Origin of the sequence: Streptomyces sp. bgisy159 (assembly GCF_965341775.1) — a bacterium.
Classification (GTDB): domain Bacteria; phylum Actinomycetota; class Actinomycetes; order Streptomycetales; family Streptomycetaceae; genus Streptomyces.
Map to the genome: position 1 here is coordinate 36489 of NZ_CBDQZH010000006.1, position 17428 is coordinate 53916.

Below are 17428 nucleotides of genomic sequence, written 5' to 3' on the forward strand. Positions count from 1 at the left end.
GGCCGCGGTGACGTCCGGACCCGCGCTACGGCACGTCCGCGACCTTCGGCATGTCACCCTCCGTGGTGCTCGTGTCGATCACCGTGAAGGCGGCGCCCTGCGGGTCGCTGAGGGCGGCGAAACGGCCGAAGGGGCTGCTCTGCGGACCGAACCGGAGGGTGGCGCCCAGCTCGGTCGCCCGGGCGACGGCCGCGTCGCAGTCGGGGACGGCGAAGTAGACGTTGACGTACGGCGGCACCTCGGGCGGGAAGTCGTCGGTCATCTTCATCCGGCCGAGGACCGTGTCGCCGCCGACGTCGAACATCCGGTAGTCCATGGCGTCGTCCTGCATCCGCTTCACCGCGTAGGGGAAGACGGCGGGCAGGAAGGCGTCCGTGCGCTCGGGCTCCCGGGTGAAGAACTCGGCCCAGGCGTAGGCGCCGGGCACTCCTGTCGCCTCGAAGCCCTCGTGGGTGCCGGCCTGCCAGACGCCGAAGACCGCCCCGCTCGGTTCCCGGGCGATCAGCATGGAACCGAACTCGCCGACCTCCATGGGCCCCATCAGGACCTCGCCGCCGTTGTCCCGGATCTTGGCGGCGGTGGCGGCGGCGTCCGGCGAGGCGAGGTACAGACACCACTGCGACTGGCTCTCCTGGCCGGGCATCGGCGGTACGACCGCCGCGACCGCCTTGCCGTCCGCGTAGGCCTGGGTGTAGTTGCCGTACTCGGACGACGCCTCGCCGAAGGTCCAGCCCAGGACCTCGCCGTAGAAACGCTTGGCCCCCTCGACGTCGCTGAACATAGCGTCGGCCCAGCAGGGGGTTCCTTCAGGTGGTGCGGCCATGACTGGCGGCCCTTCCGATGAGAGGGATTGTCCGTTTTCTCACGCTAGCCATCCGCCGGGCGGCCCGCGCGCCGAGCGGGGCCGTCCGAACGGACGGCGGAGCTTGGCTCCGCGCGCGGTCCCGGTCGGTGACCGTGGCGCCGGGGAGGCGCACGGCGGTCGGCCGTGACCGCGGGGTGCCGTGGTGGTTCTCCGGCCCGGCGGGGGCGCGGCCCGGGTGGTACCGGCCGTTCACGGCCGACCCGGGTCCGCGCGAGCGCCGGGTCACTCGCCGTCGTACGCCCTGCGCAGGGCGGCGATGTCCAGCTTGCCCATCGCGAGCATGGCCCCCATGGTGCGGGTGGCGCGCTCCGGGTCCGGGTCGCCGACCATCTGGAGGAGGACCTTGGGTACCACCTGCCAGGACACGCCGTACCTGTCCTTGAGCCAGCCGCAGGGGCCGGGCTCGCCGCCGCCTTCGGTGAGCCTGCTCCAGTAGTGGTCGACCTCGTTCTGGTCGTCGCACTCGATCTGGAAGGAGATCGCCTCGTTGAACTTGAACTCGGGGCCGCCGTTGAGCGCGACGAACCGCTGACCGTTGGCCGTGAAGTCGACGGTCATCACGGTTCCCGCGGGGCGGGGGGCGCCCTCGAGGTAGTGGGTGACCTTGCCGACGCGCGCGTTCTTGAAGACCGAGACGTAGAAGTGGGCGGCCTCCTCGGCCTCGGTGTCGAACCAGAGACACGTGGTGAATCCGTCGGTCGTCATGAGTACCTCCTGCTGCGGGGATCGCTGTCACCTGTATTGACCGGTGCGGCCTCCGGAACTCATCGCCGGGCGGCGGATCCGCCGTCCGGATCTCGCGGCGCTCCTCGCGCGGCGGTGCAGCGGGCCCCCGGCGCCGGGGCCGGTCCGGCGCTCTGCCCAGGGCGAATCTGCCGCGGGCAGAGGAACCGGCCGCTGCGGGCCCGCGCGGCCGACAGTGGAGGGGACGACAACCACCTCACGGAGGGACGACCCCGATGCTCACCGCGCTCACCCCCCGGGCCGAGGAGGGCGACACCCCGCCCACCCGGTTCGACGACCACCTCGCCGCCCAACTGCTGGGCCAGCGCGTCGTGTTCCTGGGCACCCAGGTCGACGAGGTCTCCGCCAACCGGGTCTGCGCCCAGTTGCTGATCCTGTCGGCGGAGGACCCGCACACCGACATCGGCCTGTACATCAACAGCCCGGGCGGCTCGGTCCACGCCGGCCTGGCCATCTACGACACGATGCGGCTGATCCCCAACGACGTGGTCACCCTGGCCATGGGGTTCGCCGCGAGCATGGGGCAGTTCCTGCTCAGCGTCGGCACGGCCGGCAAGCGGTACGCGCTGCCGAACGCGCGGATCATGATGCACCAGCCGTCGGCGGGGATCGGCGGCACCACCGCGGACATCGAGATCCAGGCGCAGAACCACGAGTTCACCAAGCGGACCATCGAGCGGATCACCGCCGAGCACACCGGGCAGACCCCTCAGAGCATCGCCCGGGACGGCGACCGCGACCGCTGGTTCACCGCCGAGGAGGCACGGGAGTACGGCATCGTGGACCGGATCGTGGAGTCGCTCGCCGACGTCCGCCCGGTCGCGGCCAGGCGACGGACGGGGCTGTGACATGGGGAGCTACACGATTCCGAACGTCGTCGAGCGGACCCCGCGCGGCGAGCGGTCCTTCGACGTGTTCAGCAGGCTCCTGAGCGAGCGGATCATCTTCCTCGGCACCGAGATCGACGACGGCGTCGCCAACGTGGTGATCGCGCAGCTGCTGCACCTGGAGTCGGCGGAGCCGGACAACGAGATCGCGGTCTACATCAACTCGCCCGGCGGCGCGTTCACCTCGCTGATGGCCATCTACGACACCATGACGTTCGTTCGGGCGCCGATCTCGACGTTCTGCGTGGGGCAGGCGGCGTCGACGGCGGCCGTGCTGCTGGCCGGCGGGGATCCGGGGCGACGGTTCGTGCTGGAGCACGCGCGGGTGCTGCTCGGGCAGCCGGCGAGCGGCGGCCGGCAGGGCACGGTGTCGGATCTGGCGCTGCAGGCCAAGGAGATGGTCCGGATCCGTTCCCAGGTGGAGGAGGTGCTGGCCCGGCACACCGGACACGAGGTGGCCACGCTGCGGGCGGACATGGACCGCGACAAGGTGTTCACCGCGCGGGAGGCGGTGGCCTACGGACTGGCCGACGAGGTGCTGAGCCGGCGTCTCACGGTGGTGTGAGGCGCCGGCCGAGGGCATCCCCGACAGGACGTCAGGCGGCCAGGCACAGACCGCCGTGGGGGGTGCGGGCGGAGGTGCGGACGCCGGGCGCGGTACGGCTGCCGAGCCGGACCAGTTCGCCGTGCGCCCGCGCCAGCAGGTCGCCGAGGCCGAGGCCCAGGGCGTGCGCCGCGGCCGCGAGGACCTCTGAGGAGGCCTCCTTGCGGCCGCGCTCCACCTCCGACAGGTACGGCATGGAGATGCGGGCGGCGTCGGCGACGTCCTTCAGGGTGCGTTCCTGGGCGAGGCGTTCCCGGCGCAGGACGTCACCGACCAGATCGCGCCACAGAGGTTCCGCGGCACGCGGCTGCCGGGGCGGGGACGAGGGGCTCGGGCGCTCCCGGACCGGGCGCGGCGGGAGGGCTCGGGACTGGTTCGGCACTTGGTTGGTCACCTGCCCAGCCTAGGAGTTGACGCCGTGGCGGAAAGCGTACGGCGTTGCGCCCTCGGTGAATTCGGGCAGGCATGCGTCGGGCGACGGCGGGTAGGCGCCGTTCGTGACTGAGGGCATGCGGACCGCCGTGAAGCGGTCGGAAACAGCAACCGACGGGACAGGGACCGCCGGGGAAGCGACCGTCGTGGACCCCCGGAGCGTGGCCCCGCACGACGCCCGGGAGTTGTCCCGGCAGTTCTTCCGCCGGCTCAGAGAGCTGGAGGAGGGCACGCCGGAGTACCAGTACGCGCGCAACACGCTCATCGAGATGAACATCTCGCTGGTGCGGTTCGCGGCCGGGCGCTTCCGCGGGCGCGGGGACGACATGGAGGACATCGTCCAGACCGGGGTGGTCGGGCTGATCAAGGCCATCGACCGGTTCGACCTGTCCCGCGAGGTGGAGTTCACCTCGTTCGCGCTGCCGTACATCCTCGGCGAGATCAAGCGGTTCTTCCGGGACACCACCTGGGCCGTGCACGTGCCGCGCCGGCTGCAGGAGCTGCGGGTGGAACTGGCCAAGGCGCGCGAGGAGCTGGCCGGCCGGCTGGACCGGGAGCCGACGGTGGCGGAGCTGGCGATGCTGCTGAACCTGCCGGAGCGGGAGGTGAGGGAGGCGCAGATCGCGGCCAACGGCTACACGTCGGCCTCGCTGGACGCCGCGCTCACCGGGGACGGCCCGGACAGCGGCGAGGCGGTGCTGGCCGACTTCATCGGTGTCGAGGAGCACGGGCTGGGGCTGGTCGAGGACGTCCACTCGCTGGCCCCGCTGGTGGCGGGGCTGAGCGAGCGGGACCGGTGCATCCTGCATCTGCGGTTCGTGGAGGAGGCCACCCAGGCGGAGATCGGGGAACGCCTGGGCTGCTCGCAGATGCACGTGTCCCGGCTCATCAAGCGGATCCTGACCCGTCTGCGCCGGGGGATGGTGGAGGAACCGGGCCGCGCCTGAACGCCCCGCGGGCGGGTCACCCGCCCGCGGGGTCCGCCGTCACGGGTGGTCGAGGCGCAGCAGCGCGCGGACGCGCTTGCCGACGGGTACGCGTTCCGCGCTGACCTCGGCGGCGACGGCGTGCACTATCTCGAGACCGTGCCGGCCGATCCGCTGGGGGTCCCTGGGGAAGCGCAGCGGCAGCGCGTCGCTGCTGTCGTACACGGACACCGCGACGGAGGTGCCGGTGCCTTCCAGTTCCAGGATGTACGGACCGTTGCTGTGCCGCTCCGCGTTGGTGACCAGTTCGCTCACCACCAGCATCAGCTCCTCGACCGTGCGGTCGTCGATGGCGGCGAACCGGTCGGTGCGCAGCCGCTCGACGAACCGCGCGGCGAAGGAACGGGCCTCGGCGATGCATCCCGGTTCACCGGTGTAGTGTTCCGCGCGCCGCAGCGGTTCCACGGGCACGTCGAAACCAGTCGGTGCGACTGTCCCGCCCAGGTGTTCGATCATGCGCTTCTCTCTCCGACGCCGGACCGGCCGGACGCTGTTGCACCTGTGCTCGTACCCCGTGGCGCGCCGCGCACTCCCGTCACTGGGCCGAGTCTCCCGGCGGGGACTGCGGCGGCGTGGGTGACGGCTGCGGCGGGGGCGCCTCGCTGCTCGAAGGCGGCGGCTGCGGGGGCGACTCACTGCTGGGGGGAGGCGAGGACGGTGAGGCCGGCGAGGACGACGAGGCGCTCGGCGTGGTGACGCTCACCGACGGGGACGGCTGGGCGGGCGGCCGGGTGGGGCGGTCCTTGCCGCCGGTGTCGCCGCGGGGCCGGGCGAACCAGCCGCCGTCGTCGTCGTGCAGGACGAACACGTTCACGACCGTGGTCGACGGCGTGACCACCACGACGTTCGACGCGCGGTACGACGGCCAGGAGTCACCGGTGGGCTTCGGTGTGCCCTGCTGGGCGACCGGCGGGGTCAGCGGGTTGCCGCACGCGCAGCGCACCCGGGGCACGCCGTGCCCGTCCACGAGGACCGCGGTGCCGGTCTGCAGGACGGCCTGGTAGCTGGTGGCGGCGCCGTCGCGGTAGCCGTGGTTGGTGACCCTGGTGTCCATGCGCAGTTGCACGGGGGTGAGGCCCCGCAGGTAGGCGGGCACGTCGGCGGGGGCGACCGCGGCCACGGAGGCGAAGGCCCGGTTGCGGTCGGGGGCGGCCGCCAGGAAGCGGATCTGCTTCTCGACGTCGCAGCTGGAGGCGTTGCGGTTGCCTCCGTACAGGCCGGCGGTGCCGCCGTCGACGGCGGTCACGGCGTTGGAGCCCTCGGAGGTGGCGGCGGGGCTGGGCGAGACGGGCTGGGTGGAGCTGTCCGTGGCGGTGGACTCGGTGAACGGGTCCGGACCGGGTTTGCTCGCCGCCTGCAGGAACACCTCGCCGTCGGCCTCCTTGCCGCCGCCGTCGGAGCGGGTCAGGACGATGCCGAGGGCCACCAGGGCCAGGGCGACGGCCACCGCGAGGGCGATGCCGGGCGCGGAGCGCCACCAGGGACGGCGCGGCCCGGGCGGACCGCCCTCCGGGCCGCCGCCGGTCGGTGGGGAGGGTGGACCCGAGGGAGGGCCCGAGGAGCCGGACGGGCCGGACGACTGGCCCGAGGGCGGCCCCGCCGAGGGCCGGGTGGGACCCGAGAGCGGGCCGGAGGGTGGGCCGGTGGGACGGCCGGAGGACGGCGGTTCGACGCTCACTGGATCTCCCGACGTCGACTTCCTGCGACACTCCGGCAGAAGAATGTCGGATATGCCGGATGTATTATTCAATGCCCCATTGTGAACTCCAGGCGGGCGGCGACCGCAAGCGGACAGCCGGCGCTTTCACCGCCCGACCGAGGACCCCGCCGCGCGGACGGGTCTCCCGGCAGGCGCTCCGGGCGCTGTCTGCTTAGCGTGACAGGGTGAGCACGCACCGTCCCTCCGCCGCCTCAGCCTGGCAGGCCGCCCGGCCCGGCTGGGCGCGGGCGCTCGCCGCGGCCCTGGCCGGGCTGGTCGCCATGAGCGTCGTGGCCGCGCTCGGCCTCTGGGCGGCCGGGGCCGCGGACCTGCCGGACCGCGCCTTCCCCCGGGTGGTCGCCGCGACCGTGGTCACCGCGGTCGGCGGCACCGTCGAGCTCGCGGGTGACGCCGGTCCGCTCGCGGGCACGGGCGCCGATCTGGCCGTGATCCCGTTGTCCGTCACCCTCACCGGGGCCCTGGTCGTCGCCGTCGGCTTCCTGCGGCCGCTGCGCCACCGTGCGGTGGCCGACGCCGGTGAGCTGGCCGGCTGGGCGGCCCGGATCGCCGTGGTGTGGCTGCTCGGGCTGCTCGGCCTGGCGCTCGCCGCCCGGCAGACCTTCACGATCTCGCTGGGCCAGGGCGAGGTGAACGACCTCGCCGATCTGTTCGGCATCCGGCCGCAGGTCGGCTTCACCACCGACGTACCGCGCACCCTCGCCGTCGGGCTGGTCTGGCTCGCCGGAGTGCTGGTGCTGACGCTGCTGGTCTCGCGGGGTGCCCCACTGCCGGCGCGCCTGCTGCCCTTCCAGCGGTCGGTCCGACCCGCGGCCCACGCGATGGTGTTGCTGCTCCTCGCCTACGTGGGCCTCGGCCTGGTGATCGCGCTGATCGTGGCGGCCACGCGGGGCCACCCCGCCGAGACGCTGGCGGTGGTGCTGCTGGGCCTGCCCAATCTGATGTGGCTGGCGTTCACACTCGGGCTGGGCGCCACCTGGGACGGGCGGGTGGAAGGGCCGTTCGGGCTGCCGATGCCGCATGTCCTGGACGAGGTGCTGCGCGGCCGGGACAACACCGAGCTCGACGTGGGCACGCTCGCCGAGCAGGACGCGCGGGCGTGGTGGCTCGTGGTGGCCGCGGCGGTGCTGCTGCTGGCGGCGGCGTTCGTGATGGCGGCCCGCTCGCCGGCCGGTGTGGCCGCCTGGCGGCACGCCCTGCGCATGGCGGTGGCTCTGGTACTGACGGTGCTGATGATCTGCCTGCTGGGCCGCCTCTCCGCGCACTACGGGCTGTCGCTGCTCGGTATCGGGGATCTGGGCGGCGGCCTCGCGGGTGAGCTGTACCTGCGGCCCCGGCTGTGGTCGGCCCTGGGCCTGGCCGCCCTGTGGGGGCTGGTCACCGGCTTCCTCGGCGCCCTGCTGTCCCGGCCGGTGCGTCACCCCGGTGCGGTGCCGGACGAGGCGGCGGCACACGGCTGACCGCCCGCGGGGGTGCGCCGGCCCCGGCCCGGCGACCGGCGCGCGGCCCGGCTCCTCGCCCCGGCTCCTCGCCCCGGGAACAGCCGACGGCGTTCGGCCACGTCGCCGCCCCGGCCCCGGGCGTCCGACGCGCCGGTGGCACCGGTGGCCGCCGCTCCCTGCCCGCTCGGCGCCCCGGGCGGCGCGACCGCCGGGCGGCCCGGCCGGAACACAGCCGACGTCCCCTCCGGCGCCACCTGCCGGCCGGCCCCGTCGGCCGGCAGCCCGGCACACCGAGCCTTCAGCCCGTCCCGCCCGCGAAGAACCGCGTTGCCACCGCCCGGCCCCGCCCGGCCCCGCCCGCGCCGCACTCCGGCGGCAGCCGGCGAGGCTCCGGCCCGCGGCACGCCCGGCCGGTCCCGAGCCGCGGCCGTTGCGCCGCGATGCCCCGCCACCGGTCAGGCCGCCCGGTGGTCGTGGGCGGGGCACGGCCGACGACCACCCGCCCGGGAGGCGGCACCCTGGGAGGACACCGGGAGCGGGCGCGGGCCGGCGAGCCGTTCGATCCGCGCGGTCAGAGGCCGATCACCGGTTCCGCCCAGCGCGGCGGCGGCTTCGGGGCCTCCGGCAGGCCAGGGGTCGGCGGTCGCAGGGCCCTCAGGTCCACCTCCGTGGCCGGGTGCCCGGCCGAGGGGCCGCCGCTCAGGGCGGCGCGGAGGTCGGCGACGAAGCCGAGGCAGGAGTCCTGGCGGTCGTCGGGGCTCTTGGCCAGGGCCCGCGCGAACACCGCGTCGACGTGGGGGTCGAGGTCGGGGCGCGCCTCGGTCAGCGGTGGCGGGTCGTCGTACTGGTGGGCCCACAGCAGTGCCATGTCGTCGTCGCGGCGGAACGGCGGGTGCCCGGCCAGGGTCTCGTGGACGACACAGGCGAAGCCGTAGACGTCGCAACGCGCGTCGACCGGCTTGCCGGAGATCTGCTCGGGCGCCACGTAGTCGAGCGTGCCGACGAACTGGCCGACGGTGGTGAAGCCGGTCAGCGACAGCGACTTCTTCGTCAGGCCGAAGTCGGTGAGGTAGACGTGCTCGGGGTGGTCGCTGTCGGTGCCGCGGGCGACCAGGATGTTGCCGGGCTTCACGTCGCGGTGGACCAGCCCGTGCTCGTGGGCCGCGTCCAGCGCGGAGGCGACCTGGGCGGTGATGCGCAGGGCGGTACCGGGCGCCAGCGGGCCCCGCCGGTCCAGCAGGTGGCGCAGGTCGCTGCCGGCGACGTAGCGCATGGCGATGTACAGGACGCCGTCCGTCTCGCCCGCCTCGAAGACCGGCACGATGTGCGGGTGGTCGATGGCGGCGGCGGTCCGGGACTCGTGGGTGAAGCGCTGCCGGAAGGTGTCGTTGCGGGCGAGTTCGGGGGCGAGCAGCTTCAGCGCGACCGTGCGGTCCAGGCGCAGGTCGTGGGCGCGGTAGACGACGGCCATGCCACCGCGGCCGATCTCGCTCTCGATGCGGTAGCCGGCGACCGTGCGGCCGATCAGCTCGGCGGGCCGGCCGGAGAAGAGGCTGGTGTCAGGGGCCATCGGGGCTCACGATCCGGGTGGGGGCGTGGTCGCGACCGGGGGGCGCGGTGGCCTCCGGGGGCACGACGGCGGTCGGCGGCGCGGCGTCCGGGCGAGCCGCCGGGCGAGCCGAGGGGCCCGAGGGCGTGGGGTCCGGGGGCGCGGTGGTGTCCGGGGGCGCGGTCGCGCTCGGCGCCTCGTCGGCCGCGTAGGTGCTCAGCCGGGTGCCGTCGGCGTAGAGCCACCGCCCGCGCTCGGCGTCGTAGAGCCACAGCGACTCACCGTCGACGACCACCCCGATGCGCAGGCCCTGGGTGCGGTGGCGGAAGGACTCACCGTCGAGCGCCCCGGAGGCGAGGTCCTCCACGGCCGCCCGGTAGCCGGCCAGGACCCGTTCGGCGCGGGCGAGCAGCGGGCGCGGGTCGGCGGTGCGGGCGAGGGGGCCGCCGGCCGTGGTGGGCGGGTCCTGCGGTAGGGCGACCAGCAGGCGGGCGTCGACCCAGGCGGACCATCCGTTGGCGCACAGCGCCCGGCCCCAGTCGCCGCGCCGTTCGACGAGCCGTACGGGCAGCAGCGGGTCGAGGGGCACGGTGGGCCGGGCGGGGTCGGGGTCCTCCCAGGCGGCCATGCCGTCGCCGGGGACGACGTGAGTGGGACGGAACATCGGGAGCGTCACGTCGGGCCTACTTCCGCATGACGGCCGGCTCCTGCCGGCGCAGCAGCCGGGAGACCAGCAGGCCGAAGACCACGGAGAGCACCACCAGCATGCCCACGTCGAGCAGCCAGACGCCCGCCGAGTGCTCGAACAGCGGGTCGGCGGTCAGGTCTCCGGGCACGATGCGGGCCAGGTCGAGGGTGCCGGCCATCGCGCCCAGTGCCCAGCGCGAGGGCACCAGCCACGCCAGCTGCTCCAGTACGACGACGCCGTCCAGCTTCAGCAGCGCGCCGCAGAAGACCACCTGGACGATGGCGAGCAGCACCAGCAGCGGCATGGTCACCTCCTCCTTGCCGACCAGGGCGGAGATGACGAGGCCGAGCATCATCGCGGTGAACGCCAGGAGGGCGACGGCGACGGTGATCTCGACCAGGGGCGGCATCAGCACCCCCTTGCCGCCGGGCGCGCCGAGTTCGACGCCGAGCAGGGCGACCAGGGTCAGGACGACGGCCTGGACGACGGTCACCGTGCCGAGCACCACCACCTTCGACATCAGGTACGCCGATCTGGACAGGCCGACGGCGCGTTCGCGCCGGTAGATCACCCGCTCCTTCACCAGCTCGCGCACGGCGTTGGCGGCCCCGGTGAGGACCCCGCCGACGCTCAGGATCAGCAGCGCGTTCATCGCCGTGTCCCGGGTGAGCTCGCCGCCGGCGAGGGCCCGGGCCATGGCGCCCATGACGAACGGCAGGGCGATCATGATGGCGAGGAAGGTGCGGTCGGCGCTCAGGGCGGCGGCGTAGCGGCGCACCAGCGTGCCCAGCTGGGCGCGGCGGCCGCGCGGCCGGGGCGGCGGCGGAATGATCAGGGGCCCCTCCCGGGGCAGCCGGGGCTGCGCGGTGGCGTCGGCGACGTACCGGCGGTGCAGTGCCGAGGTGCGGTACTGCCCCGCCCAGTCCCGGTCTCGGTCGCGTTCGAACGCCTCGAAGGCCTCGGGCCACTGCGGGCAGTCGAAGAAGCCGAGCGCCTCGTCGGGCGGCCCGTAGTAGGCGATGCGGCCGCCGGGGGCGAGCACCAGGAGCCGGTCGCAGACGTCGAGGCTGAGGACGCTGTGGGTGACGACGATGACGGTGCGGCCGTCGTCGGCGAGGTCGCGCAGCATGTGCATCACCGAGCGGTCCATGCCGGGGTCGAGGCCGGAGGTGGGCTCGTCGAGGAAGAGCAGCGAGGGTTTGGTCAGCAGTTCCAGGGCGACGCTGACGCGTTTGCGCTGGCCGCCGGAGAGGCTGTGCACGGGCTGGTCGGCGCGCTGCTCCAGACCGAGTTCGCCGATGACCTCGGCGACCCGGGCGCGGCGTTCGACCCGGGCGGTGTCCTGGGGGAAGCGCAGCTCGGCGGCGTAGGAGAGGGCGGCGCGCACGGTGAGCTGGGAGTGCAGGATGTCGTCCTGGGGGACGAGTCCGATGCGCTGGCGCAGCTCGGCGTAGTCGTGGTAGAGATCGCGGCCGTCGTAGACGACGGTGCCGTGGTCGGCGGGGCGCTGGCCGGTGAGGGCGTTCAGGAGGGTGGACTTGCCGGCGCCGCTCGGCCCGACCACGGCGAGCAGGCACTTCTGCCCCACCGGGAAGGACACGTGGTCCAGCAGCGTCTTGCGGCCGTGGTCGACGGCGACGGTGAGTTCCTGGACGTCGAGGGAGATCTCACCGGTGTCGACGTACTCCTGCAGCCGTCCGCCGGTCAGGCAGAACGCGGAGTGCCCGATGCCGACGATGTCGTCGGGTCCGACGGGCGCGCGGTCCACCGGGCGGCCGTTGAGGTAGGTGCCGTTGTGGCTGCCGAGGTCGGCGATCTCGTAGCTGCCGTCGGGCAGGGCGCGCAGTTCGGCGTGGTGGCGGGAGACGACGAGGTCGTCGACGATCAGGTCGTTGTCCAAGGCGCGGCCGATGCGCACGGTGCGGGTGGGCAGCGGCCGGACGCTGGTGGGCCGGCGGAAGGTGCCGGTCAGGGCGGGCATCGCCACGGCGGAGGGGCGTTCCGCTGCGTGCGGGGCCGGCGGGGCCCGGCCGACGAGGACGGCGCGGGGGCCGTCGGAGGGGTTGCCGAACCGCAGGACGCTGCCGGGTCCGACGTCCCGCTCGTGGATGCGGTGGCCGTCGGCGAAGGTGCCGTTGGTGCTGTGCTCGTCGCACAGCACCCAGTGGTCGCCGTAGGGCCGCAGCACGGCATGGTGCCAGGAGACCCGTGTGTCGTCGAGGACGATGTCGCTGAGCGGGTCGCGGCCGAGACGGTAGGCGTGGCCCGGGGTCATCAACGTGACGCCCGTCTCGGTCTCCAGGACCAGTTCGGGTGCCGTCGAGGCGACCGGTCGCTCCGCCATGCCGGAATTCTATCGACCTGTGCCGATGAGCGCCTTATAACCCGTTCGGAGGAGCCTCACGGGTCAGGCGACCGGCACCACCAGGGCCGGGACGGTGCGCTGCATCCGCAGCGCGTCGACGGACTCGGCGAGCAGTTCGTACTCGGTGGTCTCGTCACTGGCGGCGATCCGCACCAGCCGTCCGCCGGCCAGCTCGTCGGCGACGAGTTCCTGTCGTGCGACGTCCGCGCACCAGGACCGCAGGATCCCCGGCACGTCGGGCACGGTCGCGGCGACCGGCACCAGCGCGCCGGCCGGGTAGCGGGCGCCGCCGGGCTGCGGGTCCAGCCGCTCGGCGATCCAGCAGGCCCGGTCACGCAGCCACCACAGGGCGAGCGCGAGCGTGGGCGCCCGGTAGGTGCCGAGCGGTACGCCGATGCGCCGCCCGTCGCAGACACCGTACGCGGTGACATGGCACAGGAATTCGTCGTGCACGTCTCACTCCCCCGTCGATCGCTTGCGCGCCTGGGCCTCGCTTCCCTGCGGCTCCCGGGTGGTGAACTGCCCCTGTCGTTCGAGTATGTTCACTTCTAAAACACTGTCACCATGACTTTCCGGCCAGTCTCCTGGCATATTCCGGGGCGCCGCTGGCCGAATTCCGGCGGGGCGTCAGGAGTCGTCGGCATGACCCCGGAGGTAATCGACCGGGCCGGGCGCGCGCGGCACAGTGGTCGCACCGGGTCGGCGCTCATCGCGATCCGGGACCTGACCTGCATCGACGACCCCATGGGGGCTGATTTCCCGTGTCCGCGCAGACCGAACGCTACGAGAACGCCGTCGCCCGTTACTTCGAGGCCTGGAACGCCCGCGAACCGCAGGCTTTGGCCAAAGCTGTCACGGTCGCGTGGGCGGCGGACGGCGGCTACACCGACCCACTGGCCGACGTCAGCGGTCATGAGCAGATCACCGCCCTGATCACCGCGGCGCAGGCGCAGTTCCCCGGCCTGGAGTTCCGGCTGACCGGCACCGTCGACGGGCACCACGACACGGCCCGCTTCTCCTGGGAGCTGGTCGACGCGGCGTCGGGGTCCGCCCCGGTGGCGGGGTCCGACGTGATCACGCTCGACGCCGAGGACCGGATCACCTCGGTCCTCGGCTTCCTCGACCGGGTGCCCGCCGGGGCCTGACGGCCGCGCCGCGATGAGTTCCCCCGCTCGCGCCGGTCTACCGATCGGAACCGACCGGCACCGGAGCGAGCGGAGGACATCATGGGCACGAGCGGTGGAGCACTGACCGCGGAATTCACCGCGGTCCTGGTCAAGAGCCCGAGCAAGGGCGGCTGGACCTATGTCGTCTGGCCGGAGTCCGTCGCGTACTTCGGCACCCGCGGACTGGTCAAGGTCCGCGGGACCGTCGACGGGCAGCCCTTCCGCAGCTCGTTCATGGCCCTCGGGGACGGCACCCACAAGCTGCCCGTCAGCGCCGAGGTCCGCAGGGCGATCGGCAAGGAGGAGGGCGACCGGGTGACCGTCCGGCTCGTCGAACGGCTCAGCCGTTGACCACCGCGTCGATGCGGGCCAGCTCGGCGTCCTCGAAGTCGAGGCGGTCCAGGGCGCCGACGCTGTCCTCGATCTGCCGGGCGCTGCTCGCGCCCACCAGCGCCGAGGTCACCCGCCCGCCGCGCAGCACCCAGGCCAGGGCCATCTGGGCCAGCGTCTGCCCGCGCCCCTTGGCGATCTCGTCCAGGGCGCGCAGCCGGGCCACCAGGTCACCGGTGAGGGCGTCCGAGTTCAGGAAGGGGCTGTCGCTCGCCGCCCGGGAGTCCTCGGGGATGCCGTCGAGGTAGCGGGAGGTGAGCAGGCCCTGCTCCAGCGGGGAGAAGACGATCGAGCCGACCTGCAGCTCGTCCAGCGCGTCGAGCAGGCCGCCGGTCTCGGGGCGCCGGTCCAGCATCGAGTAGCGCGGCTGGTGGATCAGCAGCGGGGTGCGCAGCTCGCCCAGGATGCGGGCGGCTTCGCGGGTCTGCTCGGCCGAGTAGTTGGAGACCCCGACGTACAGCGCCTTGCCCTGCTGCACCGCCGAGTGCAGGGCGCCCATCGTCTCCTCCAGCGGAGTGTCCGGGTCGGGCCGGTGCGAGTAGAAGATGTCGACGTAGTCCAGGCCCATCCGCCGCAGGCTCTGGTCCAGCGACGACAGCAGGTACTTGCGCGAGCCCCACTCGCCGTACGGGCCCGGCCACATCAGATAGCCGGCCTTGGTGGAGATGACCAGCTCGTCGCGGTAGCGGGCGAAGTCGGCCTTCAGGAACTCGCCGAACGCGGACTCGGCCGCGCCGGGCGGCGGACCGTAGTTGTTGGCCAGGTCGAAGTGGGTGACACCGAGGTCGAACGCGCGGCGCAGGATGGCGCGCTGGGTCTCGACCGGCCGGTCCGGGCCGAAGTTGTGCCACAGGCCGAGCGAGAGCGCGGGCAGTCTCAGGCCGCTGCGTCCGGAGCGCCGGTAGGGCATGTCCGCGTAGCGGTCGGGGTGTGCGGTGTACAACGCGACTCCATGAGGGGTGGGACACAGTGATCGAGCTGTACCCACTCTTCCGCTGCCTGCGAGCAGTGGTCCAACAGAAGAATCCGATGGAATTCAGCGGCTACGCTGCTCAATCATGGAACTGCGCCACCTCCAGCACTTCGTCGCGGTCGCCGAGGACCAGCACTTCACCCGGGCCGCCGAACGCCTGATGGTCTCCCAGTCGGGCCTGTCGGCGTCCATCCGGGCGCTGGAGCGGGAACTGCGGGCGCCGCTGTTCGTCCGGACCACCCGCCGGGTGACGCTGACCGAGGCGGGGCGCGCCCTGCTGGGCGAGGCGGAGCGCATCCTGGCCCAGGTACGGGCGGCACACGAGGCGGTGGCCGCGGTGCAGGGGGTGCTGCGCGGGACGCTGGCGGTGGGCGCCGAGCAGTGCATCGCCGGGGTGCATCCGCCCCGGCTGCTGGCCGCCTTCCGCCGACTGCACCCGGACGTGGAGATCCGGCTGCGGCAGTACGGCTCGGGGACGCTGGCCGAGGAGGTCGCGGCCGGCCGGCTCGACCTGGCCTTCGCCTACCGTACCCAGGACGACGGCGACCAGCTGCGCTCGGTGCCGCTGGCGGCCGAGCCGATGTACGTGCTGTGCCACCCCGGTCACCGTCTGGCGGGCACGGCGGCGGCACTCACCCCGGCGGACATCGCGGGCGAGGTGTTCGTGGACTTCCACCCCGACTGGGGGCCGCGCCGGGCGGCCGACGCCGCGTTCGCCGCGGCCGGGCTGCGGCGCACGGTCGCACTGGAGGTCAACGACGTGCACAGCCTGCTGGACCTGATCGACGAGAACCTGGGCATCGCGGTCGTCCCGCGCCACTTCCGTCACAAACGGCGCACCCTCACCGCGCTGCCGCTGAAGGGCATCGGCGAGGCGGCCTACGAGACGGTCGCCCTGCTGCCGCCCGCCCCCGCCCTCAGCCCGGCAGCCCGCGCGCTGATGGACGTCCTGGAGAACGGGGGCGCGTAGCCGCCGGCTGCGCGATGGTGGACGCATGCATGCGAAGGACATCCTCATCGACGGCTACGGCCGCGTCCGGGAAGAGGTCCACGCGGCCGTCGAGGGTCTCGACGCCGAGGACCTCAACGCCCGGCCCACCACCGAGACCAATTCCATCGCCTGGCTGATCTGGCATCTCACCCGGGTGCAGGACGACCACATCGCCGACGCCTTCGGGCTGGACCAGGTCTGGCTGACGGAGGACTGGGAGAAGCGGTTCGGGCTCGGCCTGCCGCGCCGGGACACCGGCTACGGGCACAGCGCGGCGAAGGTGGCCAAGGTGCGCGTCGACTCCCCCGACCTGCTCACCGGCTACCACGACGCCGTCCAGGAGCACACGCTGCGACAGCTGCGCGCGGTGACCGCCGCGGACCTCGAACGCGTCGTGGACGAGCGCTGGGATCCGCCGGTCACCCTCGGTGTGCGGCTGGTGAGCGTCCTGTCCGACGATCTGCAGCACGTCGGACAGGCGGCCTACGTGCGCGGGCTGCTTCAGAGCGCGGCGGCGTAGCCCGGCAGCACGACGTCCTCGATGAGGGCCTTGCGCTCGTCGAACGGCACGAAGGCGCTCTTGAGCGCGTTCACCGTGACGGTGCGCAGGTCCTCCACGCCCCAGCCGGCCTCCTCGACCAGCAGGGACATCTCCCGGGTCATCGTCGTGCCCGACACCAGACGGTTGTCGGTGTTGAGGGTGACACGGAAGCCGAGGTCCTTCAGCGCGGTGATCGGGTGTTCGGCTATGGAGGTGGCGGCGCCGGTCTGGAGGTTGGAGGTGGGGCACATCTCCAGGGCGATCCGGCGGTCGCGGACCCAGCCGGCGAGCCGGCCGAGCTTGCCGGCCGCGAGGTCGGGGATGTCGTCGGTGATGCGGACGCCGTGACCGATGCGCTGGGCTCCGCAGATCTGCAGGGCCTGGTGGATGCTGGACAGGCCGTCGGCCTCACCGGCGTGGATGGTGAACGGCACGTTCTCGCGGCGCAGGTACTGGAAGGCCTCCAGGTGGTCGGCGGCCGGGAAGCCGGCCTCGGCGCCGGCGATGTCGAAGCCCACGACACCGGCGTCACGGAAGGCCACGGCCAGGTCGGCGGCCTCGCGCACCCGGTCGAACATGCGCATGCCGCACAGCAGGGTGCCGACCCGGACCGGGGTCCCGGCGGCGGCCGCCTTCGCCATGCCGGCGGCGAGGCCCTCCTGCACGGTCTCCACGACCTCGGCGAGGCTCAGGCCGCCGGCGGTGTTCAGCTCGGGCGCGTAGCGGACCTCGCCGTAGACCACGCCGTCGGCCGCGAGGTCGAGGACGTACTCCTCGGCGGTGCGCAGCAGGCCCTCGCGGGTCTGCATCACGGCGAGGGTGTGCTCGAAGGTGGCGATGTAGCGGACCAGGTCGCCGGAGTTGGCGGCCTCGAAGTACCAGGCGGCCAGTTCGTCGGGGTCGGTGGTGGGCAGGGTGTGCCCGACCGCCTCGGCCAGTTCGACCACGGTGGCCGGGCGCAGGCCGCCGTCGAGGTGGTCGTGCAGGACGGCCTTGGGGAGGCGTCGGATCAGGTCGGCGTCTACGCGCGTAGCAGTCATGGCGGGTCTTTCCTTGAGCGGGGCGGTCCGGGCGAGCGGGGGAGGGAC

Annotated in this window: 19 protein-coding genes; 8 read left to right on the top strand and 11 right to left on the bottom strand. The window is 73.4% G+C overall.

All coding sequences use genetic code 11. The features are described 5' to 3' along the window. Positions 1-25: 25 nt before the first annotated feature. Complete coding sequence (locus tag ACSLTV_RS08395; RefSeq protein WP_435611919.1) at positions 26-823, bottom strand: VOC family protein; 798 nt, start codon at positions 821-823, stop codon at positions 26-28. Between the two features lie 264 nt (positions 824-1087). Continuing rightward, on the bottom strand, positions 1088-1570 hold the full coding sequence (locus tag ACSLTV_RS08400) for a VOC family protein (RefSeq protein WP_432138064.1): 483 nt from the start codon (positions 1568-1570) through the stop codon (positions 1088-1090). 254 nt (positions 1571-1824) lie between these two features. On the opposite strand from ACSLTV_RS08400, the gene ACSLTV_RS08405 reads away from it, so the two are divergent. Continuing rightward, complete coding sequence (locus ACSLTV_RS08405) at positions 1825-2457, top strand: ATP-dependent Clp protease proteolytic subunit (protein ID WP_432157385.1); 633 nt, start codon at positions 1825-1827, stop codon at positions 2455-2457. A gap of 1 nt (position 2458) precedes the next feature. Beyond that, complete coding sequence (locus ACSLTV_RS08410) at positions 2459-3061, top strand: ClpP family protease (RefSeq protein ID WP_432138062.1); 603 nt, start codon at positions 2459-2461, stop codon at positions 3059-3061. A gap of 31 nt (positions 3062-3092) precedes the next feature. On the opposite strand, the gene ACSLTV_RS08415 is transcribed toward ACSLTV_RS08410, so the two are convergent. Then, on the bottom strand, positions 3093-3494 hold the full coding sequence (locus tag ACSLTV_RS08415; RefSeq protein WP_432138061.1) for a helix-turn-helix domain-containing protein: 402 nt from the start codon (positions 3492-3494) through the stop codon (positions 3093-3095). Between the two features lie 115 nt (positions 3495-3609). On the opposite strand from ACSLTV_RS08415, the gene ACSLTV_RS08420 reads away from it, so the two are divergent. Further along, the gene (locus tag ACSLTV_RS08420) at positions 3610-4479 is read left to right on the top strand and encodes a SigB/SigF/SigG family RNA polymerase sigma factor (protein ID WP_432138060.1); all 870 of its coding nucleotides are present in this window, start codon (positions 3610-3612) and stop codon (positions 4477-4479) included. Between the two features lie 39 nt (positions 4480-4518). On the opposite strand, the gene ACSLTV_RS08425 is transcribed toward ACSLTV_RS08420, so the two are convergent. Beyond that, complete coding sequence (locus tag ACSLTV_RS08425; RefSeq protein WP_432138059.1) at positions 4519-4974, bottom strand: ATP-binding protein; 456 nt, start codon at positions 4972-4974, stop codon at positions 4519-4521. Between the two features lie 79 nt (positions 4975-5053). Next, a complete protein-coding gene (locus tag ACSLTV_RS08430) occupies positions 5054-6196 on the bottom strand; it encodes a DUF6777 domain-containing protein (protein ID WP_432138058.1) in 1143 nt (380 codons plus the stop codon). Between the two features lie 302 nt (positions 6197-6498). On the opposite strand from ACSLTV_RS08430, the gene ACSLTV_RS08435 reads away from it, so the two are divergent. Further along, a complete protein-coding gene (locus ACSLTV_RS08435; protein ID WP_432138104.1) occupies positions 6499-7695 on the top strand; it encodes a streptophobe family protein in 1197 nt (398 codons plus the stop codon). 553 nt (positions 7696-8248) lie between these two features. Here the strand turns inward: ACSLTV_RS08435 and ACSLTV_RS08440 are convergent. The 4 genes from ACSLTV_RS08440 to ACSLTV_RS08455 all read right to left on the bottom strand — a co-directional run bounded on the left by ACSLTV_RS08440 (position 8249) and on the right by ACSLTV_RS08455 (position 12732). Further along, positions 8249-9247, bottom strand: coding sequence for a serine/threonine-protein kinase (locus tag ACSLTV_RS08440; RefSeq protein ID WP_432157383.1), 999 nt, complete (start codon positions 9245-9247; stop codon positions 8249-8251). Next, a complete protein-coding gene (locus ACSLTV_RS08445; protein WP_432138056.1) occupies positions 9237-9902 on the bottom strand; it encodes a hypothetical protein in 666 nt (221 codons plus the stop codon). Before ACSLTV_RS08445 ends, ACSLTV_RS08440 begins: the two co-directional genes overlap by 11 nt. A gap of 7 nt (positions 9903-9909) precedes the next feature. Then, positions 9910-12258 carry an FHA domain-containing protein gene (locus ACSLTV_RS08450; RefSeq protein WP_432157381.1) on the bottom strand — a complete coding sequence of 783 codons (2349 nt, stop codon included), beginning with the start codon at positions 12256-12258 and terminating at the stop codon, positions 9910-9912. Positions 12259-12321: 63 nt separating this feature from the next. Next, positions 12322-12732, bottom strand: a complete 411-nt coding sequence (locus ACSLTV_RS08455; RefSeq protein WP_432138054.1) for a hypothetical protein — start codon at positions 12730-12732, stop codon at positions 12322-12324. Positions 12733-13040: 308 nt separating this feature from the next. Between ACSLTV_RS08455 and ACSLTV_RS08460 the strand changes: the two genes are divergently transcribed. Beyond that, entirely contained in the window at positions 13041-13424 is a 384-nt protein-coding gene (locus ACSLTV_RS08460; RefSeq protein WP_432138053.1) for a nuclear transport factor 2 family protein, read from the top strand. Positions 13425-13505: 81 nt separating this feature from the next. Further along, a complete protein-coding gene (locus ACSLTV_RS08465) occupies positions 13506-13796 on the top strand; it encodes a DUF1905 domain-containing protein (RefSeq protein WP_432138052.1) in 291 nt (96 codons plus the stop codon). On the opposite strand, the gene mgrA is transcribed toward ACSLTV_RS08465, so the two are convergent. Continuing rightward, positions 13786-14778 (bottom strand): L-glyceraldehyde 3-phosphate reductase, encoded by a 993-nt coding sequence (gene mgrA / locus ACSLTV_RS08470; RefSeq protein WP_435611920.1) that lies wholly within the window; start codon positions 14776-14778, stop codon positions 13786-13788. The two genes, ACSLTV_RS08465 and mgrA, sit on opposite strands and share 11 nt — an antisense overlap. Positions 14779-14893: 115 nt before the next feature. Here mgrA and ACSLTV_RS08475 point away from each other — a divergent pair, with 115 nt between their 5' ends. Then, complete coding sequence (locus ACSLTV_RS08475; protein ID WP_432138050.1) at positions 14894-15778, top strand: LysR family transcriptional regulator; 885 nt, start codon at positions 14894-14896, stop codon at positions 15776-15778. A gap of 25 nt (positions 15779-15803) precedes the next feature. Then, entirely contained in the window at positions 15804-16319 is a 516-nt protein-coding gene (locus ACSLTV_RS08480) for a mycothiol transferase (RefSeq protein WP_432138049.1), read from the top strand. On the opposite strand, the gene ACSLTV_RS08485 is transcribed toward ACSLTV_RS08480, so the two are convergent. Continuing rightward, positions 16301-17380 carry an adenosine deaminase gene (locus ACSLTV_RS08485; RefSeq protein ID WP_432157379.1) on the bottom strand — a complete coding sequence of 360 codons (1080 nt, stop codon included), beginning with the start codon at positions 17378-17380 and terminating at the stop codon, positions 16301-16303. The genes ACSLTV_RS08480 and ACSLTV_RS08485 overlap by 19 nt on opposite strands. Positions 17381-17428 lie beyond the last annotated feature (48 nt).